Genomic DNA, 23,900 nt, shown 5'->3' on the forward strand with positions numbered 1-23,900 from the left:
CGCTAATCTTACATGATAAGGAGTACATCTAAATGGATGAGTTGATGATAGGTATAGATATTGGAGGCACTACTGTAAAAATCGGCTTAATCAATCATAATGGAGAACTTTTAGTTAAATGGCAAATACCAACGAACAAAGATAATGCAGGAAAGACAATTGTAAAAGATATTTGGGCATCGATAACGGATACCTTATCAAAGCACAAAATAGAAAATAAAATAATAGGAATAGGTGTGGGCGCTCCCGGTTTTATACATCCAGAAACTGGTATCGTTGAAGAGGCTGTGAATATTGGCTGGAAAAACTTCAATCTGACAGAAGAACTTCACCGATTATCAAGTTTACCTGTATTTATAGAAAATGATGCTAATTTAGCAGCATTAGCAGAGAACTGGAAAGGGAGCGGCAACTCTGCTGAAAACCTTATATTCATTACGCTTGGCACCGGAGTTGGTGGCGGAATTATCGCAAATGGAGAGATTTTGAACGGAACGAATGGCACTGCCGGTGAAATTGGACACATCTTGGTTGCGCCAAACGAATACCGCTGTAATTGCGGAAGAATGGGATGTTTGGAAACAATAGCTTCAGCAACAGGGATTGTGCACATGGCCATGGATCATATAAAAGAAGCTCCTCACGGTGTGTTGGCTGAGCGTTATAATCAACAGGGTACGTTGGAAGCGAAAGATGTTTTTGATTGTGCAACGTCCGGAGATGAAGCGAGTCAAAGGATTATTGATCGAATGAGCGATATGTTAGGTATGGCAATGGCAAATATGGCAGTTACGATCAACCCTAGTCAGATCATAATTGGTGGCGGCGTCTCTAAAGCAGGGGAGCCGCTGCTCGCTAAAATAACAGCAGCATTCAAAAAGTATGCCCTCCCTAGGGTAAGTGAATGTTGTGAAGTGAAGCTCGCACAATTGGACAATGATGCAGGAATGATTGGTGCGGCTTATCTTGTGAAAAGTCGATTTGAGAAGCAAGGGATTAAGCTGTAGTTTTTACTGAAATTGAAAATGATGCAGGGACATAACGATTCTAACTTGGATTAAATCTGAACAAATCTACTGACTAGTTCCAGAATATAAGGAGAATACTGTAGTAAGAAAGGCATCAATGAGACCTCGCAGTGCACCGCGCCTGAGGAGACTAATCAGCCGCTAAAGGAAGCGCGAACTTATATTCCTGGAGCGGCTGTTGCTGTTCCTGCACTTTGTTTAGATCGATCGCCATATTTGGAAGTTATGTCTCGGCTATTATATAACTGGACAAACTGTTAGCTATAAATTTCAGAATACTAAATATAGATGATATATACATAATAATCAATCTTGTGGTAAACTATAAAGTAAACTTGCTGAAAGGGAGGCAGGATTGATAGAAAACATGGCTGTTCTTGTAGTAGAATTTAAAAATTCCGAGGGGGAATGACGGATGCAACAGATGCTTTTCAGCGACCCAATCAAATTAAATGCAATTCGCTATGGAGAAAAAGAAGCAATATCCTTTATGGAGAAGAGATTTACATATCACCAATTCAATAACCGTATTAATCAGCTGGGACATGCCTTGCAGCATATTGGAGTTAAAAAAGGTGATAAAGTAGCGTTTATGTTAATGAATTGCAATCAGTTATTTGAAATTGTCTTTGCATGCAGTAAAATTGGTGCAGTTTTTGTTCCGATTAATTCCAGGTTTGTTGGCCCGGAGATTAAACACGTACTTGATGATTCAGATTCGCTTGTTCTTATTTTCGATAGTCGGTTTTCAAATGAAATGATGGCTATTTCAAATGAGGTTCGAACGACAAGGCATTTTATAAGTGTTGGGGGTGCAGCAGATATCGCAGCTTTCGAGTATGAAGCATGGATTTCTGGTTTTTCGAATGAGGAGCCTGTCCCATCTGAAACTTTACATGAACTTCATAGGATATCGATCATGTATACTGGTGGAACAACTGGCCGTCCAAAAGGAGCTGTAAGAACGCATCGAAGTTTATATTTGGTTGCTTTGCTTTTCAGTATCGAGTTCTCTATAGGAAGAAATGGTAAAGGCTTGGCATCAGGTCCATTATATGGTGCAGCAGCCTTTTCAATTGCGTTGCCAAACTTTTTTGTCGGAAACCCGGTTCATATCCTAGAAAAGTTTCATCCGATTGAAGTTCTAGAAGCAATTGAAAGAGAAAAGCCGACTTCTACTTTCCTAGCCCCGCCAATGTTTGATGCCATTTTTTCGTTGCCGGAAAACATTCAAAATAAGTATGATGTTTCATCCTTGCAATCTATAATCTCTGTGGGAGCACCTCTCCATACAAGTACAAAAAATGAAATCATGAAACACTTCAATACTGCGGACCTTAACGAATTTTACGGAGCAACGGAACTTGGTGGTGCTGCAAACTTATTCCCGGAAAACCAAAGGGATAAAAACCGTTCTGTTGGAGTACCAATGCTTGGCATGGAGGTGAAGCTTCTGGATAAAGCAGGGAATACTGTCCAATCAGGCGAGGCGGGAGCATTTTACGTAAAGGGAATTACATTGTTTGATGAGTATTATAATAGACCTGAGGCAACAGCCGAATCATTTAAAGGCGAATGGCTCGGTTTAGGCGATATAGGTGTACAGGATGAAGAGGGATTTTACTATATCGTTGATAGGGAACAGGATATGATTCTTTCAGGTGCTATAAATGTTTACCCTGCAGAGATTGAAGAAGTTCTACATGAGCATCCTAAAGTTGCAGACGTGGCAGTCATTGGTCTACCTCATGAAAAATGGGGAGAGATACCAATTGCCATTATAGTTTTAGGAGAAGGTGAATCTGCAAATCAAGAGGAAATAATAGATTTTTGTTCCGGGAAATTAGCTAAATATAAGATCCCGCACCGCGTTGATTTTGTAGATGAACTGCCGCGAAGTCTACAAGGAAAGTTACTAAAATATCAGTTACGTGAGAAATATATAAACAATGTAACGAGTGAATAAGCCGATTTTCAATTGATAGGTAAAGGCTCGAATAAAATACTTAAGTTAGAAATCAAGGAGGTATATTTCATGGAGAACATCGGAAACAAGATTCAATTTGATATTTATTCAACGATGCACAGTCCTGATCCCGAAAGACTTCCAGTGATTCTAGAAGATTGGGAAAAACTTGCCCGTGAAAAATTAGCAGATGGCCCATATTATTATATCGCGGGTGGAGCTGGTGGAGAACATACAATGCGAGAAAATTTGAAAGCGTTTACTGACGTGAAAATTGTTCCGCGAATGCTTCGGGATGTTGATAAGCGGGACTTGTCGATAAATTTATTCGGTGATATTTTCCCGTCTCCTGTTCTGCATGCGCCCATTGGTGTGCAATCGATTATTCATAAAGATGGAGAAATTGGTTCGGCATTAGCTTGCGCGGAATTGGGCGTACCTTATATAGCTAGTTCTGCATCGACTGTTCCCATGGAAAAAATTGCGGAGGCCATGGGCGATGCACCACGTTGGTTCCAGCTTTATTGGAGCAGAGATCCGGATATTACTGCAAGCTTTTTAAAACGGGCAGAAGCGTCTGGCTATTCAGCAATTGTTGTTACGTTAGATACGCCAATGATGGCTTGGCGGGAGTATGATTTGAAGAATGTATATCTACCGTTTCTTGCTGGTGAAGGAGTAGGGAATTATTTTACCGATCCAGCATTCCAAGCAAAACTTGAAAAAAATCCTCAAGAAGACCCACAAGCCGCGATTATGCATTGGACGAAAGTTTTCGGAAACACATCTTTATCGTGGAAGGATATTGCTTTTTTACGAGAGCATACGAACCTTCCTATCATTTTAAAAGGAATCCTCCATCCGGATGATGCGAAACTTGCTATGGAGCAGGGAGTCGACGGTATTATTGTATCTAATCATGGGGGACGCCAGGTAGATGGCGCAATCGGAGCATTGGATGCTCTTCCAGAGATTGTAGATGTAGTCGAAGGAAATATCCCTGTACTCATGGATAGTGGAATTCGCCGAGGTTCGGATATTATAAAAGCAATAGCTCTAGGAGCGGAGGGGGTATTAATTGGTCGCCCCCTTATGTATGGTCTTGCAGTTGCCGGTCAGCGGGGAGTTAAGGAAGTATTGCAGCATATGCTCGCCGATTTGGATATTACAATGGGACTTGCCGGACAAAGTTCTGTAAGTCGGCTGGATAATTCGATTTTAAGAAAAAGTGAGTAGGGGCGTTTTAGATGCGATTTCTTTCGCATATACTTACGATTTTGAAAAACATGTCCCAAATGACAATATTGATTTCTTGATTGTTGTAAAAGAAAAATAGCTATATATTGAGATATGATATGCTCCCCCGTATAGTATATTAGACTGAGAAATAATATAAGTCTCTTCTCCTGTAGGGGGAGCATATGAGTGTTGTTGCTCTTTTATTATACAGTTTAGATTAAATACTCAAGTGGTGGTACGATGTCATTTTCATAGTTTGTTCCTCTTGTCTTACTTACTGACATTTACTTCAATTGGTTTGGAAACCAAATTCCAGTCTTCATCCAACATATTAAATGTATGCACAGCGAAGACTTCAGCTCTCCCCGGTGCCAGTGCTGTTATAGTATTGCCGCTCACATTTACATAACTATCATTATCGTGGCTATAAAGAGTAGTTTCCAGATTTTCTGAACGATCCATTCGATAGTTTACAAATGTTTTTGCTTGAATGGTTGCGGATTTACCAACTTTTAAATTCCGTTTTTTTATTGGCGTTTCAATAAATGTCGGTCCGTCGCTCAACCATTGTGTATAGTCAGTGATTGGGCCTATTAAGCCTTTTTTCAATAAATCCTTAAAAGGTTCTTGACTGCGGAAAGTCCAGTGCATATTGATTAATCCCCGTTGTCTCATATATGTTATAGATTCTTCAGAAAGGCTGCCATAACTTGCATTCAAGCGGGCGCCAATACTTGTTGCATAGTTCAACATTCGTTCAGCATCTTCTATTCGTTGTTCCGGTGAATCGGGAACTGATGTAGAGTAAAGATAACCTACACTGATTTGCGGTGCGATTTCCCGAAATTTTTTCACACTTTCCATGTCAAAGCTTTGCAGGACGACATTTTCTTCCATGCCAATCTCGATGATTTCCTGAAGTACTTGTTCTTCTATTCCAATTCCTTTCAATTCCACAAGGAGCAGCACATCTTTGCCCTTGAAGCCTTCTAAAAACTCGCGGAAAGTAGGAACTTTTTCACCTGCGAATTCTTCATCGAAGTGACTGCCGGCATCAAGCCCACGAATTTCTTCCAGTGTCAATTCACTTACTGCACCTGTACCATTTGTTGTACGGTCGACTGTAGTATCGTGCATGATCACAAGATGACCGTCTTTTGTACGCTGGACGTCTGTTTCAATTAAATCAGTACCCAATTCATATGATAAGTGGTAACCAGCCATTGTATTTTCAGGTGCCAGGGATGGAACACCTCGGTGTGCGACTACTATTGGACGTTGAACAATCGTTCTTTCAGGGTAATTTTCGAAAACTGCTGTAGTTTCTGCAGGATTACTGGAAATTATTCCATCGACCCCAGCATGAATTAAATCACTAGCATTTTCTCCAATGCCCCACACAGAAATTGCCCGGGTATGGAAGTAGTGTGTATTGTCAATGGAAATATGTTTCTCCGGAAGAACTACTGTAAAGGAACGACTAATATTTGCATCTTCCACTAATTTCTTCAAGTCATGTTTATTCAAATGATTTTTCTCATAGAGAATGGCTCCACGAGCGATTGGATAAGCAGATTTAATATTTTCCAATATGTCTACATTGGCTGATAATATATGCACATCATTGATTGATGTGGATTGTAAAGCATCAATGACACCTTCAACCGCATTCGGATCATCCACTTGAATGATTGGGATGACTTTTTCTTTTGAAGCGGCTAGAATATCCGTTAAAGGGGAGCCCTCGACCGTAACATGTCCATCATCATTTAATTCTGCTGGAAATAATACAGATGATACTCCTTCAAGTTCATCAAATTGATTAGGAATCTCACTTGATATTACAGTTGGTGCGTTGACGATATTTGTTTCAGGTTCATCTGGCAGAAAGGCATTTGATTCTTCCAGTGGCGGGAGTTCCTGGGTTCTTGTTGTAACTTTAACATTGTCAAAAGCAACCGTGGCACCGGAAACTTGAAATCCTAGATCTCCTTCTAAATAGGTGCCGACAAGATCTGAGTCGATCACTAATTGATCATTGATATATTGTTGTACACGATCATGCTTTGCAATTACCTTTAACCGATATGTCTCATTATATTGGAAATCCTCTGGATAAAAGTTTGTCGCTTGTACATCCCACGTATTGGAAGGAGTACGTAAAGCCAACTCTATACCATTTAGTGCAGCTGTGCCTTTTCTAACAGCAAATTGGTAGTATGGATAGTCTTCATCTTGAATTCTATACATCAGAGAAGCCCAGCGACCATCATTCACTGCTGATTTAAAAGAGACATCAGCCTCAAAGATATAATCACCCAGATCCTCCCCAACTGAAAATATAACTCGTGAAGGTTGAGACGTACTTGGTGACGTCAGCTCAAGCGCCCCATCTACAACGGATGCATTACCCTCAATTACTTCAAAACCATCTGGTAATCCTTCTTTTTCGAAGTCTTCTTCCAGCAGGATTTGCTCACTTGCTGCGGTACTTTGGGAATTCAGAAAACAAACACATAGAAAGGTAACGGTGAATGTTAATAGAAATGATAAGAATTTCTTCAATTTAAATCCTCCTTGTATATTTGTTTCTGTCTATTCTAAGAGGTCTACGTTCCTGGGTTAATCCCTCCTTTACAAAAAAAATAGAGAAGACACCGAAGAGCCCCCATAAAAGGGTGACTCACGGTATCTTCTCTAAGACTCTACCTAAGTAATTATGAAATTACCATCAGTATAGCTGCGAAATAAATCCCTTGTCTATGGGGTTAATGGTTCATTTTGGAAAAATATCTAAGGAATAGGTAATGGATATCTCAATATTTCACTTTAACGCAATATTTTAACGGTTATGTATTTACAAATATGTAAGCGTTCGCTATAATGTTGATTAATCGAATAACTCTCGGAGATTAGAAGAGAAGAGAATGAAATAATACTTCTGCCACAGGAGTATGTTTTTTCAATCTCTTCTCTATTCATTTCCGAAAGTTTTTCGTAAATAGCAAAAGGGGGATGTAACATGAAGAAATTTCTATTGACTTTATTATTTTTAGTTTTATTTGTAGGGGCTCTTACAGCATGTGCAGGTGAAGAGTCTGAGTCTGAAGATGGGGAAGGCTCTTCAAGTGATCCAATAACATTGTATTCACCGGAGACACCGGATTTAACTAATGAACTTGCTGCAAAATATGAAGAATTATACGGACAGAAGGTTAATGTTCACTATGCGGGAACAAACGTTTTAGTGAATCAAATGATGGCGGAAAAAGGTAATCCCCAGGCGGATGTATGGTATGGGGGAGGAGGAATCCTTCCATTTGAATCTGCAGTCGAAAAAGACATCATAACACAGTATATACCGGAAAGTGCAGAGGATTGGGAGGTAGTCGAAAATGGAATTAAGATGAAACATGAAGACGACTATTATGTCGGAACAGAATTATTTGTTCTAGGATTTTCTTATAATACTGACTTTGTGACGGAAGAAGAAGCTCCAAAGACATGGGAGGATTTATTAGATCCGAAATGGGAAGGGAAAATTCAGTTTCCCAATCCAGCAGCATCGGGAACGGCTACTTTAATGGTACTTAGTTATATGATGCAACATGGAGAGGAAGAAGGTTGGGAATATTTTCAGCAGCTAGCTGCCCATTCCAATTCTATTCCTGACTCCGGGTCAGCTCCAACAAAAGCTGTAGCTATGGGGGAAGCCCATGTTGCAATTGGTTTTGACTTTATGGCGTATGAACATCAAGCTAAAGGAGAAACAGTAGATTTTGTTGTGCCGGATAAAACTCCTATTTTAGTAAATCCAGCCACTCTAGTTAAAGATGGGCCAAACCCAGAGGGTGGTAAGAAATTCATAGACTTCATGTTAGAGGAAGAAGCACAGCAAATTTTAGCGAATTGGTATCATATCCCTATCAACCCAGAAGTAGAGTCTCAGACACCATTAAATATTGATTCCATAAAGGATAATGCGGTGGACTTGGATATTGATTGGGTTAATGAACATTATGACCGAATTCGTAACGAGTGGACCAATAAAATAAACTAAAGGATGTTGATAAAATGGGGTCAGTTTTAATTGAGCAACTTAGAAAGGATTTTTCGGGATTAACTGTACTTCAAGATATAAACCTGGACATTAAAGAGGGCGAGTTTTTTGCCCTCCTCGGTCCATCCGGCTGTGGGAAAACAACGACAATGAGATGTATAGCAGGTTTTGAAACACCAACTAGTGGCACCATTAAAATTGGAGATAAAAATGTGGCGAATTTAGCACCAAACGAACGAAATTGTGGAATGGTTTTCCAGAGCTACGCACTTTTTCCCCATATGAATGTATTCGATAATGTCGCTTATAGTTTAAATATTAAGGAATTGAAAAAGAGCAATTTCTTTAAAAAAGCTGGAGTTTATACACGAATGCTAAATAGTAAAATTGTAAAATATCCACAACATATCGAGAGAAAGGTAATGGACATATTAGAGTACGTCGAATTAACAGAACATGCAAAAAAGCTTACCAGTGAATTATCTGGAGGGCAACAACAGCGTGTGGCATTGGCAAGAGCACTAGTAATGGAGCCTGAAGTACTTTTAATGGATGAGCCTTTGTCCAATCTGGATTTAAAGCTACGTCATACAATGCGAAATACAATTCGGCGAATCCAACAGGATTTAAAAATAACTACAATTTTTGTAACTCATGACCAGGAAGAGGCAATGAGCATGGCAGACCGGATAGCTGTAATGAAGGATGGAAAGATATTACAGGTAGGAACGCCTACCGATTTATACAGCAATCCCAACACGCCATTCATTGCAGATTTTGTGGGTACGTCTAACATCTTATCTGGTAAAGTTGTTGGAAGTGAAAAGGGAGAGACAATTGTTCAGATCGGTAATCAACAAATTAAGTCATCCGCCCAAACGGATAAGAAAGATGTACAGGTAATCATTCGACCTGAAAATATTAATGTGTTAAATGGTGCTCCGGATAACTTTGGTAATTCCTTTGAGGGGACCATCCATTTAGCGACCTATCTTGGCTCAATTGTTCGCTACGATGTAAGAGTCGGTGAACATCAATTACTAATAGATACGACATATGAATCAGGTGACAGCATTAAGAAAAATGGTTCAACTATCCGTTTAGGTGTATCACCTGAAAGGGTGTTACTAATATGAACAAATTCAAACAAAACTTTATGGGATTGGGTTTAATTAAATTATTAATATACGGATTTTTTCTTTTGTTTTTAATCATCCCTTTATTATCTGTTTTTTTAGTCGCTTTTACAGATGAACCTATTAATGTGTTTGGTTCGCTCGTTAGCTGGGAGCAAATGCAAATTACAATTGACCAGTTAAAGAACGCTACATTAGATAATTTTAAAGCTATGTTTACTTATGGAAGTTATTTTAGAGGATTAATTAATAGTTTAAAGCTTTCTTTAATAGTTTCTTTATGGGTACTTATTATTTGTATTCCAATAGCATATGGAATTGCACGCACAAAGATGCCGTTTAAAAGGACGATTAGCGCATTATGCACCGTGCCTCTAGTTATCCCGACATTTATTTCTGCCTATGCGTTCATTATTATGTTTGGACGTTCCGGATGGGTTACTTATATTTATGAAAAAATGGGTGGAGAAGGAATGTTGATTGATCCGTATTCGATGACTGGGATAGCGATTGTGCAAATTTTCTTTTTCTTCCCGTATGCACTTTGGCCAATGGTCGCGGCTTTTAAGATTAGTGATATATCCTTGGAAGAAGCCTCCCGTAATATGGGTTCTAGGGGTTGGTTAACATTTATAACAGTCACATTTCCACTGGCTTTGCCCGGTATGCTTTCGACTTTATTAGTAATATTTGCTGTCAGTTTTTCAGATTTCGGAACACCGATTATTTTGGCGCCAAATGATTTAAATCTTATCGTTGTGGATGCTTATCGGGAAATCTCTGGGTTCTTTAACTGGGGCGGGGCTGCTATTCTAACTGTAATTATGATTGCGGTTGCTGGGGTTGTCTATTGGTTGCAAAACTATCTTCTTAAAGATAAAAATTATGACGTACTTTCTGGCAAGCCGAAACAAGTGAAACTTAATAAAAATAAAGCTTTAACAATTCCGCTTACTATATTCTCAGGCATAGTTGTATTGATTCCAATTCTTGCTATGATTACAGTTTTCTTGCAGTCCATAGCGACAACCTGGGGAAGGGATCCATTACCTAGTGGATATACATTTGATCATTATCGTACCATATTTACTTCTTCTTTGGGGAATATCCAAAATAGTTTAGTCCTAGCAGGTGGAGCACTTATTCTAAGTGCGGTTATCGCTACATTTGTATCGTACTTTGTTGTCCGTCAGCGCTCTACAACCTTAGATTTTATGACAACTATTCCGTTGATTGTACCGGGAATTGCTTTTGGTATCGCCTTAATTCAAACCTTTAATACTGCACCTTTACAGTTGACTGGAACCGCATTAATTTTAATCATTGCCTATAGTATCCGTAGATTACCATATATGGTTCGTTCTACAGTAGGAACGATGAGAGCTATAAAACAAGATATTGAAGAAGCTGCTGTCAGCCTAGGAGCTTCTACATTAACGGCAGCTACAACAGTCGTTGGTCCATTAATGCTTCCAGGTATTGCTGCTGGTTCTATTTTAGTATTTGTAACAGTTATAAAGGAAACCAGTGTTTCTATTTTAATGGCTCCTGCTGAATGGGCACCCATGAGTCTGGCGATTTTTCAAAATGTATTGAGAGCTGAATACTACTCAGCGGCAGCGATGTCAGTTATTTTAGTTATTATAGTTCTCGTACTGCAAGCTATCGCAAATAAGTTATCTGGAGGAAATAAGTCACACGAATAAAAAGGGAACATTTTTGATAAATTTTAAGGGAGGATTAAGGTGAAAAGGGGATTTATCTTTGATTTGGATGGAACTGTTTATATTGATGATCAATTAATTGAGGGTGCACGAGAGGCTATCCAAGAATTAAAAGAACGTGGCGATAAAATAGTATTTTTAACAAATAAATCAATTGAAACAATTGCAAGCTATGTGAAAAAACTAAGGAAACTAGGAATAGATGTAAATCAAGAAAATGTCGTTAACTCAAACTATCTTACAGCTCGCTATTTAAAATCCAAATTACTTCCAAACGAGAAGGTGATGGTCATTGGGGAACAACCATTATATGACGAAATAACGAATATGGGGATAAAAATTTCAGGAAATGAGAATGAAGTTCGTTACGTTGTAATAGGATGGGACAGGAAGTTTACCTATGACAAGTTGAATCAAGCTTTTCAAGCCTGGAAAAATGGAGCGATCGTAATTGCTACAAATCCGGATCGAACTTGCCCTATTGAAGGAGGGCAAATACCGGATTGTGGCGCAATGATAGGAGCCCTGGAAGGGGCAACCGGTGAAAAAGTAGAACTCATTCTCGGAAAGCCCTCCCAGTTAGCGGCCAAATTCATTGTTGAGGATATACTTAAGCTCCCGCATCGTAGTTGTTACATGGTTGGAGATCGATTAGAGACGGATATTCGAATGGGAAATGACTATGGTTTGAATTCAGTTCTTGTCCTAACAGGCATAACAGAAAAAGCAATGTTAGAGCACGCAGAAGATCAACCAGACTTTATAATTAATAGTATTAAAGATTTACCAGAGTTAACTAAAGACTCAAATTCCAAAGCTTTGAATCACCTGCGGACATAGCCAAAGCGCCCGCTTGCAATCCATCTGTAATTTGCTTTTTATTACTTACTAGCCCACCTGCTATGATTGGAAGGTGGGTTAGTTTTGTCAAATTGTCAATGATATCGGGCATGATTCCGGGAAGAACTTCAATCGCATCAGGTTTACTTGAATGAGCAATTTCAATACCTTTTTTCATCGCATTTCCATCGATTAGGAATATACGCTGTATAGCCATAAGTCCTTCCTCCTTCGCAAATTTAATTAGATTACTTTTCGTCGTAATAATTCCTTTCGGTTGCCAGATATTTGCAATATACTCAATCGCACTTCTCGTATTTGCTAATCCATCAATAAAATCTATATGAACAAATATTATCTTATTATATTTTTTTAAATGATTTATGTATTTTTTCGTCGTAATAAGATTTCCAGTTAATAAAAAAACAATATTAGCCTTAGAATTGGCTGCGAATTCTAACTGTTGTTTACTTTTTACAGAAGCAATTACTTGAGATTCAACTAAATCAACGATACTACTCACAAATATTCCTCCTAGTCATAAGATTTTATATTATTATACCATAGTGATTATACGGTGGGTTGTGTAGAAGAAAATGCTTCGTAATTAATTTTTGATAAGATTTTCTGTCATATCTGATATAGGCAAATATATCACTTCTAATATTCTTTGATATTTTCCTGTAAATTGAAGAAACTAACAGGCAGAAAGGAGGTATTACAATGTCTATTAAAAATCCGTTAATAAGGTTAGTTAGTGTATTTGCGGTGATCATGGTTCTTTCTAGTTTTGGCTCGCTACATGGGGTTGCGGAAACTGAAGCTCAGAATGCAGATAATGAGGTCGTGGTCGAATTGAACGATGATTTCTTTAATCCGGACGTAATTACGCTTCCCAATGAAGAAACCACAATTCTACTGCTTCAGAATAAAGGAATGAAAGAACATACCTTCACTGTAAAAGGACTAGCCATTGATGTGGAACTTCAACCGGGAGAAGAGAAAAAAATATCGATAAAGCCTGGAAAGACCGGCACGTATGAATTGATATGCCGATACCATGAGCAGGAAGGCATGGTTGGAGAAGTAGTGGTTGAATAATGAGGATTTGTTAACCATTGTTCTAATTACGCGTGTAGCATGACATCTCGGACAGAGAGGGTCATGCTTTTTTTATCGACAGGTGCTAGATACTTGCTGAAATAAGCTGCCGTTTTACCTGTTCTATTTATTCATCTAGGATGAGGGAAAAGGTCGTAATCGCCGGGTGGAAATATTGCTGGAGTATGAGGTGGATGAAAATTAAGGGACAAACTGTTCTTATCCCGCCAAAGAGTGTATGATGGAACCATCACAACTTCAATATTTTAAGGAGCATACCACATGCCTAAAAAGAAATCTAACTTCCGGCAAGATGCCAAATCTATCATCGTCCAGGTGAAAGAACCCGATGAATTATTATCTTTTTTATTCAAAGTAATGCCCAACCGAAGCAGGAATTCGGTAAAATCAATCCTGGGCAGAGGGCAAGTAATGATTGATGACACGATCGAAAAACAGTTCAATTATAAATTAAAACCTGGTCAAACGGTCACCATTTTAAAAAACAAAGCTGCCATCAAACAAGATGCGTTAATTGGGTTGCAGATTCTTTATGAAGACGATGATATTCTTGTTATTAACAAAGAAGCCGGATTATTGTCAATCGCTACTGAGAAAGAGAAAAGACATACCGCCCTGCATCAATTAATGAAATATGTGAAAAGGGAAAATCCTGATAACCGAATTTTTATCGTGCATCGTTTAGACAAGGATACGTCGGGGATTATGCTGTTTGCCAAGTCGAATGACGTGAAAAGAAAACTGCAGGATAATTGGAAGACTATGGTGAAAGAACGGACATATGTGGCTCTCGTGGAAGGAAAAGTTTCAAAAAAAGAAGGCTATATCACGTCTTGGCTCAGGGAAACGAAAACGCATGTTATGTACTCCAGTCAAACGCCAAATGATGGATTACTCGCAAAAACCCGTTATAAATTTATACAGGGTAATGCAGATTTTTCTTTATTGGAAGTGAATCTTGAAACGGGCAGGAAAAATCAAATTAGAGTTCATATGCAAGACCTGGGTCACCCGGTTGTAGGGGATAAAAAGTATGGATCAAAGGAAAGAAATGCAATCGGCAGGCTCGGATTACATGCGAAGCTCTTAGCAATGCATCACCCAACGACAAATAAATTGATGACGTTTGAAGCTGATGTACCAGCATCTTTCATAAAAAAGTCTAAATAATAAGAGAAGGGTGCAGTTTATCTGTCACTCTCCTCTTTATCACGTATTAACGGTCTGTAATACTCCCACATCTAAACATGAGGTAAGCCCAACATGTGAAGGTGGGGGATATACAGTCCGTAAATACCTGATTCTGTTCAACTAACATTCAGTGGGGAGGTAAGGAATTCCCCACTGAATGAAGTTTCACTTTATCACGTATTAACGGTCTGTAATATCCCCACATCTAAACATGAGGTAAGTCCAACATGTGAAGGTGGGGGCTATACAGTCCGTAAATCCCTGATTCTGTTCAACTAACATTCAGCGGAGGAGGTAAGGAAACCTCCACTGAATGAAGTTTCACTTTATAAATGAAATTTCCTGGCGATTTTTTGCTTGATTCGTTCGGGCATGCCATATTTGACATAAAGCATAATTAATAAGACAGGCAGTAATTGCAGGGCAGTAACAATAATCCAATTCAAGGGATTTGTTTTATTTTGATAACTTTGAATGAAGAAGTTAATCCACATCGTCAGAATAACAATTGCGATGAATAAGAATCCAATCACATTAAAGCCTCTAACCGATAACGCCCGAATCACACTCCAGTAACAGATTCCGATAACCGTTGTGCCAGTTACAATTGGAAATGCTAATGGGATAAACCAATCCAAGCTGCCGTCGAACCTATCCAATCCAAATAATAATATAAGAGCGTCTATGCCGATACCGATAATTATTTTATAATAATTTTTCACATATCCGAACGAAAAGTAAATCAAGACCCAACCTGCAAGCACGCTTAAGTTACTATATCTAGACCATGTAAATGTATTATTCAGTTCATAGTCGATGTAAAACATAAGACTGACAGCTACGAATACTAATAACGTTATAAAGATGAAGATTCGATTTAGAACTCTTCTCGTATAAGTGGGATAGGGGTTTGTCGTTTTAGGGAATTTCTTGACCCTTAGAACTTCATCACTTTCTTCATGCACTTTTGGGATATGGAAGTTGCATAGTGGACATGGCCGGTTATCCCTCTCCACTTTTATACCGCATTTTGGACAATAGGCCATTTTAATTCTCCTCATCGTTTGTTTCTACAGTTACTTCAATTCCGAGCTGCCTGAGACTCCGGAAAAATTCTCGCTCAACCACTCGATCTCTGGATAGATTTCCAAATGAAATATACATATGCTGTTTGTAGCTAATTAGTATGACCTTAACTTTATTTCCAATACTAGGAGGCGGATAGCATTCGATCCTTTCGATGAATTCCTCCATCTCACTAGGGACTTGAACAATCCCCAAGTTGGATAAGCCACTTGTATATTGACCCTCGCCAAAAAATGAATATATGGACGGAGCAACAATGTCTTTAATTGGTGAGGGCATTAAGCGTAACGCCAAAGATTTCTCGCTGATAACACTACGCTTGATGTACTGTTTTAATTTTTTCGGTGTCAATAGGCGGCTGAATTCAATGTTTAACTCTTGAATAATTTCTTCAAAATCGTATTCGCCGAGCCGCGCATCAATCGAAGGTGTAATACTTACAAAAAAGTTCCGCATCGTGTCGCTTGGAAAAAAAGCACGCATATTAACTGGAACATTGATGACAATCGGCCGTTTACGCCTTGACGTTTTTTCTTGAATTTTTAACAGACACTGGATATAAACAGCGGTAAGAAAAATCGTAATCGAGACATTATATTCTTTCGCTTTTTGCTTTAAAGCTTCTACCGAGACAATTCCCGTTACGATATGATAATATCCCTTCTTATCTAGTTCCAGCGGCAGTTTGTATGAACTTCCCACACGCGTTCTGGGAGCAGGAATTTTTTTATCATAATATTTGCGGAAAGCATTTTCTGTCTCCAATTGCAATTGCTCATTACTTATATTCTCTACCTCAATAGGGATAGATTCTTGCAAATGCAAGTATTGTTTGATGAGTTCATTTAAAAATTGCAACCCGCCAGTACCATCCGTCATGCTATGCGACAATTCCAAAGCAATTCTATTGTTATAATAATATACCCGGTAAGGGAAAGAACCACGCTTTTTAATCGATAAACTGATACAAGGATAATACATTTCCTTTTCTACTTTCGGCATTTGTTCGGTACCTTCAAAATAATACCAAAAAAAGCCTTGTTTTAATTGAACTTTGAAAAAAGGATAGCGTTCCAGTGTTAATTCGAGTGCTCGCTGTAAATAGGTTGGATCAATTTGGCTTGTAAGTGTGGCAGAAAGTCGGAATAAGGTTGTCGCGCGCGAGGATATGATAGAGGAATACAGTTTCCCAGCATTATCTAATTTATACCATGATTTTTCATTACCCATAGCTCCGAGCTCCTTCCTGCAGTATCTTTATTACCTGGTCATTATACCATAGAAACTGGGACAGGGGGTCAGAGCATTTGTCCCAAAATTCTGGGACAAATGCTCTGACCCCCTGTCCCGATGCCTGACCCCTTTTTCATCACCTCGTATTTTCCGAAGATGTTTGAGCTAAGTTCTCCTGCAAATCTTTAACAGCTCCTTTATTGCGAACAAACATAAAGTAGGAGGCGACAGTAAATACGGCTACTAGTGAAGTAAGAATCGCTTGGATTCTTAACGATTCAATAAAGAACATCGCACCGTAAATTCCAACAATAAATAGAATGGTTGCGTAGGTTAAATACGGGAATAACCACATTTTTATTTTCAGAGATCCCGGGTCTTCCGCTTCTAGCTTTCTTCTCATTCGTAAATGGGAGAAGGCAATTACAAGATAAACGAGTAATGCAACCGCTCCTGACGAATTTACGAGGAAGAGAAACAGTGTATCTGGTGAAATGTAACTGAAAATCACAGCAACATAAGCAAATGACGTACTGAATAAAATAGCTCGAGCTGGTACACCTTTTTTACTCAACTTCTGGAAAGCTTTCGGTGCTTCACCTTTCTGCGCCATTCCGAATAACATCCGGGAATTGGCATAGAGTGCTGAGTTCAAACATGAAAGGACAGCCGTTAGTACGACGAAATTCATAATCTGAGCTGCGGCCGGTATGCCGACATAGTCAAGCACAGCAACAAATGGGCTGACTAAGATATTTGCTGAGTTCCATGGTAAAAGTGTTACAACGATTGCGATTGAACCAATATAGAAGATAAGTATTCTCCAAATGACACTATTCGTTGCGATTCGAACGGATTTTGCTGGGTGTTTCGATTCGCCTGCCGCAATGGCGACAATTTCAGTTCCCATAAATGAAAAGATTACAACGGTTATTCCAATTAAGACGGAACTAAAACCGGTTGGCATGAACCCGCCATTACCGAATAGGTTGGATGTACCAGGTGCTGCGATCCCCGGGTACCAGCCGAAAATAACGCAGAGTCCTAATATTAGAAATGCAACAATACTAACAACCTTGATGAGGGAGAACCAATATTCAAATTCACCAAAGGATTTGACGGAAAATAAATTCGTCATAGTAAGGGAAACGGTTAGTATAAGTGCCATTAACCAGAGTGGAAAATCTGGAATCCAGTACTGGATAATGGCTGCACCAGCAATCGCTTCTATCGCAATTACAACCGTCCAGAAAAACCAGTATAACCAACCAATCGTAAATCCTGCCCAGGGTCCAATTGCTTCACTTGCATATGTAGAAAATGATCCACTTGTTGGACGAGCTGCTGCCATTTCGCCAAGCATTCTCATAACGAGGACGACAACCAGCCCGGCAAAGGCGTAGGATAGAAGCGCGCCTGGTCCTGAGGAATTAATGACTGCACCACTACCAATAAATAATCCTGCCCCGATAACACCTGCTATTGAAATCATGCTTATATGTCTAACTTTTAAATCTGATTTCAATTGTCCTTGTTGATTACCCACTAAAACCCCTCCCACTGTAATAGAGTTATAATCTTGCTTCTTTAAATAAAAGATAACGCTTACAAGTAAGCGGGTTGTTTAAAGTACTTTAAATAATCATATAAAAAATCGAGGATAAAAGCTATAGATGAATTGAAAAAAGTGGGGTCAGAGCAATTGTCCCATCGGAATTTGGGACAAATGCTCTGACCCCATGTCCCACCGGAATTCGGGACAAATGCTCTGACCCCAATGTCCCATTGACAACTTGATTAGTTCTAGTGTATTATTTAAGTAGTACACTAATACAACATTTGGGAGGATGAAAAAATGAGTGCTTGGTTGGCGTTAACGAAGAAGGAGTTCAGGCTTGGTTTTCCAGTTTTTATTACTGCTTTGATTTTATATGCTGGAATGATGGTTGGTGCGTATTTTTTAGGGAAACAAATTAATCATGAAGAGGCGATAATGATGACGGCCTTTACAATTGTAATAGCCCTTCATGTTCTTTTCCTAGTTTTTTATCTTTACTATACCTTGAGTTCTGAAAGAAAAAGATTACACCTCTGGTTGCATACACCGATGTCCATTGCTGAGTTACTCCTATCGAAATTGTTCACAGGGATCGTGTTTATGGCTATCACCTTTATTGTTAGCTTGTCAGTAGCTGCCATGTTTTTCAATCAGCATTTTGACTTTTTCAATGAGCAAACAATCTTTAACATTATGGGACTGTCAACGATAACTGTCTTTAATGGGGCGATATGGTTAGCGGTCACATTTGTCTTCTTCTGGTCGATATTTCTAACCTTTAGTCAGCGGATAAATGATTTTTTTAGTTTCATATTGACATTTATCCTTTTTCTTATCATCGGATGGATTTATAGTCTGATCTTGAGTATCGGATTTGTTGAAACGATTACGACGTGGGGGCCAATTAACGTTGGCGATATTCTAGTTGGCTTTGAGTTTGGTTATATGGATAATGCTTTCGAAGCGAACACGCTGAGTGAAACTTCCATTTTCTATATTGGACATTTTATAAGAGACCTTATTGTTACCATTATTATGTTTTTCGCAGCTTGTTGGATGATTGACAGAAAAGTTGAGGTGTAGTGGAATGGCAGATTTATTCCATTCCTCAAAGCCGATTTATGAACAGATCGCGGAATTGATCAAGAAGCAAATTATTCGAGGGGAATTACATGCGGGTGATAAGCTACCGTCTGTTCGTGAGATGGCGATTGAGGTGAATGTTAACCCTAACACGGTACAACGAACATATAGGGAGTTGGAATCGATGGAAATTGCTCGGTCGAAACGAGGACAGGGAACTTTCGTTACGGAGGATACTGAGGTGCTTGCTGCAATCCGGGAAGAAATGAAAGCTGAAATTTTGCAGAATTTCACGCAACAAATGTATGAAATGGGCTATTCAAAAGAGGAAATCAAACGGGGACTGGCGGATTTTTTAAAAGAGAGGGAGGACTAAGGGATGATTAAACTAACGGATGTCACGAAAAAATATGGGACGAAAACGGCATTGGAACAAGTGAATTTAACACTATCTAAAGGGAAATTAATTGGTCTTGTCGGGGAGAATGGGAGCGGTAAATCGACGACATTGAAACTGATTGCTGGATTGAATCACCCGACGAACGGAGAAATTACGGTAAACGGTGAAAAAGTTACGCGGAAAATTGCTTCATCCGTTTCCTATCTATCGGAGCTGGATGAATATTACCGTTTCTTTACTGTAAAGGATGCGATTGAATTTCAAGCAAGTCAATTTGCGGATTTTGATATGGAGAAAGCGTATGAAATTATGAAGTTTATGAAGCTTGACCCGGAGAAGAAGTTGAAACATTTATCAAAAGGGAATCGAGGTCGGGTGAAAATTGTGCTCACTTTGGGACGGAATGCACCAGTCGTTTTGATGGATGAACCATTTTCTGGGCTTGATCCAATGGTGCGAAATTCAATTGTTAAAGGGCTTATTTCTTTTGTCGATTTAGAGAAGCAGCTTATCTTAATTACAACGCATGAAGTTATGGAAGTGGAAAATATCTTGGACGAAATTGTAGCAATCAAAGATGGAAGCATTATCGCGCACGATAACGTCGACGATATCCGAAAAGAAAACGAACAAAGCATCGTCGACTGGATGACAGAAATCTATGAATGATTGAGAGGGACAAAGGGGGTCAGAGCAAGTGTCCCAATTACTGGGACACTTGCTCTGACCCCCTGTCCCACTTATCCATTCATTGGAAAGAATATGAGTTGCAGGAGGAATAGGAATGCGAATAGGTAAATGAGCCAATGGACTTCTTTGCCTTTTCCTCTTGCTAGTTTCATGAGTGGGTAGGTGATGAAACCGACGGCGATCCCAGTTGCGATGCTTGATGTAAATGGCATGGCAATCATTGTGATAAAGGTTGGAAATGCTTCATCAAATGATTTCCAGTCAATTTTTGCCAAGCCTTGCATCATAAATGAACCAACGATTATCAAGACTGGTGATGTAATTGCCGGAACCCCAGCTACCACACTAATAATCGGCGTAAAGAATATTGATATTGCGAACAGCAAGGAAACGAAAAGGCTAGTCAGTCCTGTTCTTCCACCAGCCGCAACTCCTGAAGTTGACTCAATATAAGCTGTTGCCGGGCTCGTCCCGAATACAGAACCTACTGTTGTGGCTGTTGCATCTGCCAGTAATGCTTGTTTCGAGCGTGGTAATTTACCATTTTTCATGAACCCGCCTTGTTCAGCTACCCCAATAATTGTTCCGGTTGTATCAAATAATGTTACAAGTAAAAATGCGATAATAATTGTATAAAGTCCGTGTGAGAACACGCCAGCTATGTCTAAATCGAAAAAGACAGGGGTTGGTGGCGTCGATATGACACCTTCAAATTGGATTTGCCCCATGAAGTAAGCAAGAATTCCAGTAATAACCATTCCGAGAAATAAAGCGCCTCGAATGTTTAACACATAGAACACCAATGTAAGGAATAGCCCTGCAATCGTAAGCATCACCATCGGATTGGTCAAATCGCCCATCCCGATAATATTTGCTTCATTTGGAACGACAAGTCCTGAATTTTTTAAGCCGACGAAAGCAATGAAAAGCCCAATACCTGCAGTAATACCAAATTTTAAGCTGTCTGGAATTTTATTGATTAATGTCTCCCGTAAAGTCGTAAAGCTAAGGAGAAGAAATAAAATACCGGCGATGAATACAGTTCCGAACACGGTTTGATAGGACAATCCTTGTGTGGCAACAACCGAGGCGAAATATGCGTTCAACCCCATGCCTGGTGCAATGGCAATCGGATAATTCGCAAGCAACCCCATCATTAACGAGCCAACGATGGCGGTGATGACCGTTGCCATAAATACTTGTTCAAAAGGTACTCCCGCACTATGAAGGATTGCCGGATTTACCACAACAATATAAGCCATCGTCAGGAAAGTTGTGAGCCCTGCGGTGAACTCCGTCCGCACCGTAGTATTATTTTCTCTCAGTTTAAAGAAGCTCTCTAACATACACACCATTCTCTCTTCAGTTTATTGATCAACATTCCATATCATATATATTATTCCCCCATTAATCAACAAAAAATATCTATGATTAATCCATCGCTAATCCGGGAAAGTACATGCGAACGTACTTGGCAATCTTACATTCAAGGAGGCAATTCAACAATGGAAATGGAAAATAAGAATGGAAAGATAACCCCGCCTGCTCAGGTGCAGAACAAGCAGCCGGGAATTGAAGCGGAAATGAAGCCGGAACCGGAATATGCAGATCCGAATTATAAAGGAAGCGGTAAGTTGGAAGGAAAAGTAGCAATCATTACCGGGGGAGATAGTGGAATCGAGCGAGCTGTCAGTGTGTATTTTGCTAAAGAAGGGGCAGATGTTGCGATTATCTATTTGGATGAGCATGAGGATGCCGAGAATACGAAGCGGTTGGTGGAGCAGGAGGGACAGAACTGCTTGCTTATTAGTGGAGATACTGGCAGTCAGACGTTTTGTGAATCAGCAGTGACACAAGTGTTAAAAGAGTATAAAAAAATTGATATTCTAGTAAATAACGCAGGAGAGCAGCACCAACAGAAGGATTTTATGAATATTACAAGCGAACAATTGGAGCAAACCTTTCGTACAAATGTGTTCGGCATGTTTTATATGACGAAGGCCGTCTTGCCTAATTTGAAAAAAGGCAGCACCATCATTAACACTTCTTCTATCACTGCGTATCAAGGGAATGTGGATTTAATAGATTATTCTGCAACAAAAGGTGCTATCAATTCCTTCACACGTTCTCTATCCCAATCACTTGTGGAGAAGGGAATCCGCGTGAATGCCGTAGCGCCAGGACCTATTTGGACACCACTTATTCCGGCATCATTTGATAAAGAGAAAGTCGGAAAGTTTGGCGGCGATTCACCAATGAAACGACCTGGGCAACCGAAAGAGTTAGCACCTGCCTATGTATATTTGGCAAGTAACGACTCCAGCTATGTTACAGGGCAAACAATCCACGTAAATGGAGGAACCATCGTAAACGGATAAAAAAGTGGGACAGGGGGTCAGTGCTAGGCCACTGAAAAAGTGACGTTTAAGAAAAATAAAAAAATCAGTTCCCAATTTTTAGCTGTTTTTAGATATAAAAGTGGGGAATAACAACCTAAATTCTTTAGTTTTGGATATCTAAGTGGTGTCTGATAATTTGGAATTATGGTTTTTCGGTGGCCTAGGTCAGTGCAAGTGTCCCAATTGGGACATTTGCACTGACCCCTTGTCCCGATTCTAATAATAGTTACTGAATGTGTTTAGTTGTTCTAGGTTTGTGATATCTTGGGAAAGTAATGGTACGTGGATGAGTTTTTGCTGCTTGAATGTATGTTGAATTTGTTTCAAGTACCGCTTTTCGTATTCTTTTCTCTTTATGAGAAATGCACCGTCTGCTTCTTCTGGCAGTATTTTATTCACGACGACTGTACGGACATGCAGGTCATATTTAGCTAATAAATCAATTGCTTTTTTCGTTTCTAAAATTGGCAGCCTTTCTGGATTGAGTACAAAGATAAAGCCTGTCTTATTTTGATTCAACAGAATTTCCCGCGCTTTACCGAAACGATTTTTTCTTTCCAACAATACTTCATAAATTGGATCTTCAATTGGTTCCCCATCATTCAATAACTGTACATAGTTTTCATTTGTTTTTTTTCTTTTCTTAAGCATTCCTTCTATCCAAACCCCCATCAGTTCCGGCAAGGTTAAGAGCCTGATTGTATGTCCAGTAGGTGCAGTATCGAATACAAGATGATCATAATCTTCACTTCCCTCAATAATAATGGAGATGAGCTTATCGAATAATGCTGCCTCATCTGCACCGGGTGAAGCTTTTGCTGTGTCCAGCTGGCGGTATACTTCGTCAGCCATACTGGAATGAACGACTCCTTTTATATTAGCTTTGACTGAATTAATATATTTCGTCGTCTCATACTCCGGATCAATTTCAAGTGCATATAAGTTCGAAACGATTCTTCTAGCTTCTCCTCCAATCTTTACGGAGAAAATATCACCGAGATTATGAGCGGGATCAGTGGAAATAAGTAAGGTTTTTTTCCCTGCTGCGGCAAGTTTCCAGGCGATGGCTGAAGCTGAAGTTGATTTCCCTACACCGCCCTTACCGCCAATAAATAAAATCTTCTTCGTATCGTTTAGCATGTAAA

The 23,900-nt window shown here is 39.4% G+C and carries 20 protein-coding genes; 13 read left to right on the forward strand and 7 right to left on the reverse strand.

The window, feature by feature from the left end; genetic code table 11:
• The first annotated feature begins 32 nt into the window (after positions 1-32).
• The 3 genes from IEX94_RS04645 (at position 33) to IEX94_RS04655 (ending at position 4,230) form a co-directional block, all read left to right on the forward strand.
• Positions 33-1,007: an ROK family glucokinase gene (locus IEX94_RS04645; RefSeq protein WP_188856230.1), complete on the forward strand. Its 975-nt coding sequence runs from the start codon at positions 33-35 to the stop codon at positions 1,005-1,007.
• Between the two features lie 436 nt (positions 1,008-1,443).
• Positions 1,444-2,994: a class I adenylate-forming enzyme family protein gene (locus IEX94_RS04650; RefSeq protein WP_188856231.1), complete on the forward strand. Its 1,551-nt coding sequence runs from the start codon at positions 1,444-1,446 to the stop codon at positions 2,992-2,994.
• Positions 2,995-3,063: 69 nt separating this feature from the next.
• A complete protein-coding gene (locus tag IEX94_RS04655) occupies positions 3,064-4,230 on the forward strand; it encodes a lactate 2-monooxygenase (protein WP_188856232.1) in 1,167 nt (388 codons plus the stop codon).
• Between the two features lie 273 nt (positions 4,231-4,503).
• Here the strand turns inward: IEX94_RS04655 and IEX94_RS04660 are convergent, their stop codons facing one another.
• Positions 4,504-6,798, reverse strand: coding sequence for a glycerophosphodiester phosphodiesterase family protein (locus IEX94_RS04660; protein WP_188856233.1), 2,295 nt, complete (start codon positions 6,796-6,798; stop codon positions 4,504-4,506).
• A 457-nt stretch (positions 6,799-7,255) separates the two neighbouring features.
• Here IEX94_RS04660 and IEX94_RS04665 point away from each other — a divergent pair, with 457 nt between their 5' ends.
• Genes IEX94_RS04665 through IEX94_RS04680 form a run of 4 tightly spaced genes read left to right on the forward strand, consistent with a single transcriptional unit; the run spans position 7,256 to position 11,993 of the window.
• On the forward strand, positions 7,256-8,293 hold the full coding sequence (locus tag IEX94_RS04665; RefSeq protein WP_188856234.1) for an ABC transporter substrate-binding protein: 1,038 nt from the start codon (positions 7,256-7,258) through the stop codon (positions 8,291-8,293).
• A 14-nt stretch (positions 8,294-8,307) separates the two neighbouring features.
• Positions 8,308-9,429, forward strand: a complete 1,122-nt coding sequence (locus IEX94_RS04670; protein ID WP_188856235.1) for an ABC transporter ATP-binding protein — start codon at positions 8,308-8,310, stop codon at positions 9,427-9,429.
• Positions 9,426-11,135, forward strand: coding sequence for an ABC transporter permease (locus IEX94_RS04675; protein ID WP_188856236.1), 1,710 nt, complete (start codon positions 9,426-9,428; stop codon positions 11,133-11,135). Before IEX94_RS04670 ends, IEX94_RS04675 begins: the two co-directional genes overlap by 4 nt.
• Before the next feature lie 39 nt (positions 11,136-11,174).
• Positions 11,175-11,993 carry an HAD-IIA family hydrolase gene (locus IEX94_RS04680; RefSeq protein ID WP_188856237.1) on the forward strand — a complete coding sequence of 273 codons (819 nt, stop codon included), beginning with the start codon at positions 11,175-11,177 and terminating at the stop codon, positions 11,991-11,993.
• Here IEX94_RS04680 and IEX94_RS04685 read toward each other — a convergent pair.
• Complete coding sequence (locus IEX94_RS04685; RefSeq protein ID WP_188856238.1) at positions 11,950-12,516, reverse strand: glycerol-3-phosphate responsive antiterminator; 567 nt, start codon at positions 12,514-12,516, stop codon at positions 11,950-11,952. The genes IEX94_RS04680 and IEX94_RS04685 overlap by 44 nt on opposite strands.
• Positions 12,517-12,716: 200 nt before the next feature.
• Here IEX94_RS04685 and IEX94_RS04690 point away from each other — a divergent pair, with 200 nt between their 5' ends.
• Positions 12,717-13,094 (forward strand): cupredoxin domain-containing protein, encoded by a 378-nt coding sequence (locus IEX94_RS04690; protein WP_188856239.1) that lies wholly within the window; start codon positions 12,717-12,719, stop codon positions 13,092-13,094.
• A gap of 282 nt (positions 13,095-13,376) precedes the next feature.
• Entirely contained in the window at positions 13,377-14,285 is a 909-nt protein-coding gene (locus IEX94_RS04695; protein WP_188856240.1) for an RluA family pseudouridine synthase, read from the forward strand.
• A gap of 347 nt (positions 14,286-14,632) precedes the next feature.
• Here the strand turns inward: IEX94_RS04695 and IEX94_RS04700 are convergent, their stop codons facing one another.
• From IEX94_RS04700 to IEX94_RS04710, 3 genes are all read right to left on the reverse strand, one after another.
• Positions 14,633-15,352, reverse strand: coding sequence for a DUF6320 domain-containing protein (locus IEX94_RS04700; RefSeq protein ID WP_188856241.1), 720 nt, complete (start codon positions 15,350-15,352; stop codon positions 14,633-14,635).
• A gap of 1 nt (position 15,353) precedes the next feature.
• On the reverse strand, positions 15,354-16,622 hold the full coding sequence (locus IEX94_RS04705) for an alcohol acetyltransferase (protein ID WP_188856242.1): 1,269 nt from the start codon (positions 16,620-16,622) through the stop codon (positions 15,354-15,356).
• Between the two features lie 139 nt (positions 16,623-16,761).
• Positions 16,762-18,117 (reverse strand): amino acid permease, encoded by a 1,356-nt coding sequence (locus tag IEX94_RS04710; protein WP_188856331.1) that lies wholly within the window; start codon positions 18,115-18,117, stop codon positions 16,762-16,764.
• 363 nt (positions 18,118-18,480) lie between these two features.
• Between IEX94_RS04710 and IEX94_RS04715 the strand changes: the two genes are divergently transcribed.
• From IEX94_RS04715 to IEX94_RS04725, 3 genes are read left to right on the forward strand one after another with little or no spacing between them, the layout of a single operon-like run.
• A complete protein-coding gene (locus IEX94_RS04715; RefSeq protein WP_188856243.1) occupies positions 18,481-19,266 on the forward strand; it encodes an ABC transporter permease in 786 nt (261 codons plus the stop codon).
• A 4-nt stretch (positions 19,267-19,270) separates the two neighbouring features.
• Entirely contained in the window at positions 19,271-19,642 is a 372-nt protein-coding gene (locus tag IEX94_RS04720; protein ID WP_188856244.1) for a GntR family transcriptional regulator, read from the forward strand.
• Positions 19,643-19,645: 3 nt separating this feature from the next.
• Positions 19,646-20,335, forward strand: a complete 690-nt coding sequence (locus IEX94_RS04725; RefSeq protein WP_188856245.1) for an ABC transporter ATP-binding protein — start codon at positions 19,646-19,648, stop codon at positions 20,333-20,335.
• 71 nt (positions 20,336-20,406) lie between these two features.
• Here IEX94_RS04725 and IEX94_RS04730 read toward each other — a convergent pair whose 3' ends face one another.
• On the reverse strand, positions 20,407-21,702 hold the full coding sequence (locus IEX94_RS04730) for an NCS2 family permease (RefSeq protein ID WP_188856332.1): 1,296 nt from the start codon (positions 21,700-21,702) through the stop codon (positions 20,407-20,409).
• 159 nt (positions 21,703-21,861) lie between these two features.
• Here IEX94_RS04730 and IEX94_RS04735 point away from each other — a divergent pair, with 159 nt between their 5' ends.
• Positions 21,862-22,734: an SDR family oxidoreductase gene (locus IEX94_RS04735; protein ID WP_188856246.1), complete on the forward strand. Its 873-nt coding sequence runs from the start codon at positions 21,862-21,864 to the stop codon at positions 22,732-22,734.
• A gap of 237 nt (positions 22,735-22,971) precedes the next feature.
• On the opposite strand, the gene IEX94_RS04740 is transcribed toward IEX94_RS04735, so the two are convergent.
• The gene (locus IEX94_RS04740) at positions 22,972-23,895 is read right to left on the reverse strand and encodes an ArsA family ATPase (RefSeq protein WP_188856247.1); all 924 of its coding nucleotides are present in this window, start codon (positions 23,893-23,895) and stop codon (positions 22,972-22,974) included.
• Positions 23,896-23,900: the final 5 nt, after the last annotated feature.

The sequence above is a fragment of the Oceanobacillus indicireducens genome, assembly GCF_014647195.1.
GTDB classification, from domain to species: Bacteria; Bacillota; Bacilli; order Bacillales; family Amphibacillaceae; genus Oceanobacillus; species Oceanobacillus indicireducens.

Coding starts and splice junctions, on each gene's coding strand:
- IEX94_RS04740 (WP_188856247.1), bottom strand. CDS start 23,895: ATGCTAAACGATACGAAGAAGATTTTATTTATTGGCGGTAAGGGCGGT.
- IEX94_RS04655 (WP_188856232.1), top strand. CDS start 3,064: ATGGAGAACATCGGAAACAAGATTCAATTTGATATTTATTCAACGATG.
- IEX94_RS04700 (WP_188856241.1), bottom strand. CDS start 15,352: ATGGCCTATTGTCCAAAATGCGGTATAAAAGTGGAGAGGGATAACCGG.
- IEX94_RS04650 (WP_188856231.1), top strand. CDS start 1,444: ATGCAACAGATGCTTTTCAGCGACCCAATCAAATTAAATGCAATTCGC.
- IEX94_RS04690 (WP_188856239.1), top strand. CDS start 12,717: ATGTCTATTAAAAATCCGTTAATAAGGTTAGTTAGTGTATTTGCGGTG.
- IEX94_RS04710 (WP_188856331.1), bottom strand. CDS start 18,117: ATGATTTCAATAGCAGGTGTTATCGGGGCAGGATTATTTATTGGTAGT.
- IEX94_RS04645 (WP_188856230.1), top strand. CDS start 33: ATGGATGAGTTGATGATAGGTATAGATATTGGAGGCACTACTGTAAAA.
- IEX94_RS04695 (WP_188856240.1), top strand. CDS start 13,377: ATGCCTAAAAAGAAATCTAACTTCCGGCAAGATGCCAAATCTATCATC.
- IEX94_RS04705 (WP_188856242.1), bottom strand. CDS start 16,622: ATGGGTAATGAAAAATCATGGTATAAATTAGATAATGCTGGGAAACTG.
- IEX94_RS04720 (WP_188856244.1), top strand. CDS start 19,271: ATGGCAGATTTATTCCATTCCTCAAAGCCGATTTATGAACAGATCGCG.
- IEX94_RS04725 (WP_188856245.1), top strand. CDS start 19,646: ATGATTAAACTAACGGATGTCACGAAAAAATATGGGACGAAAACGGCA.
- IEX94_RS04675 (WP_188856236.1), top strand. CDS start 9,426: ATGAACAAATTCAAACAAAACTTTATGGGATTGGGTTTAATTAAATTA.
- IEX94_RS04670 (WP_188856235.1), top strand. CDS start 8,308: ATGGGGTCAGTTTTAATTGAGCAACTTAGAAAGGATTTTTCGGGATTA.
- IEX94_RS04730 (WP_188856332.1), bottom strand. CDS start 21,702: ATGTTAGAGAGCTTCTTTAAACTGAGAGAAAATAATACTACGGTGCGG.
- IEX94_RS04735 (WP_188856246.1), top strand. CDS start 21,862: ATGGAAATGGAAAATAAGAATGGAAAGATAACCCCGCCTGCTCAGGTG.
- IEX94_RS04715 (WP_188856243.1), top strand. CDS start 18,481: ATGAGTGCTTGGTTGGCGTTAACGAAGAAGGAGTTCAGGCTTGGTTTT.
- IEX94_RS04665 (WP_188856234.1), top strand. CDS start 7,256: ATGAAGAAATTTCTATTGACTTTATTATTTTTAGTTTTATTTGTAGGG.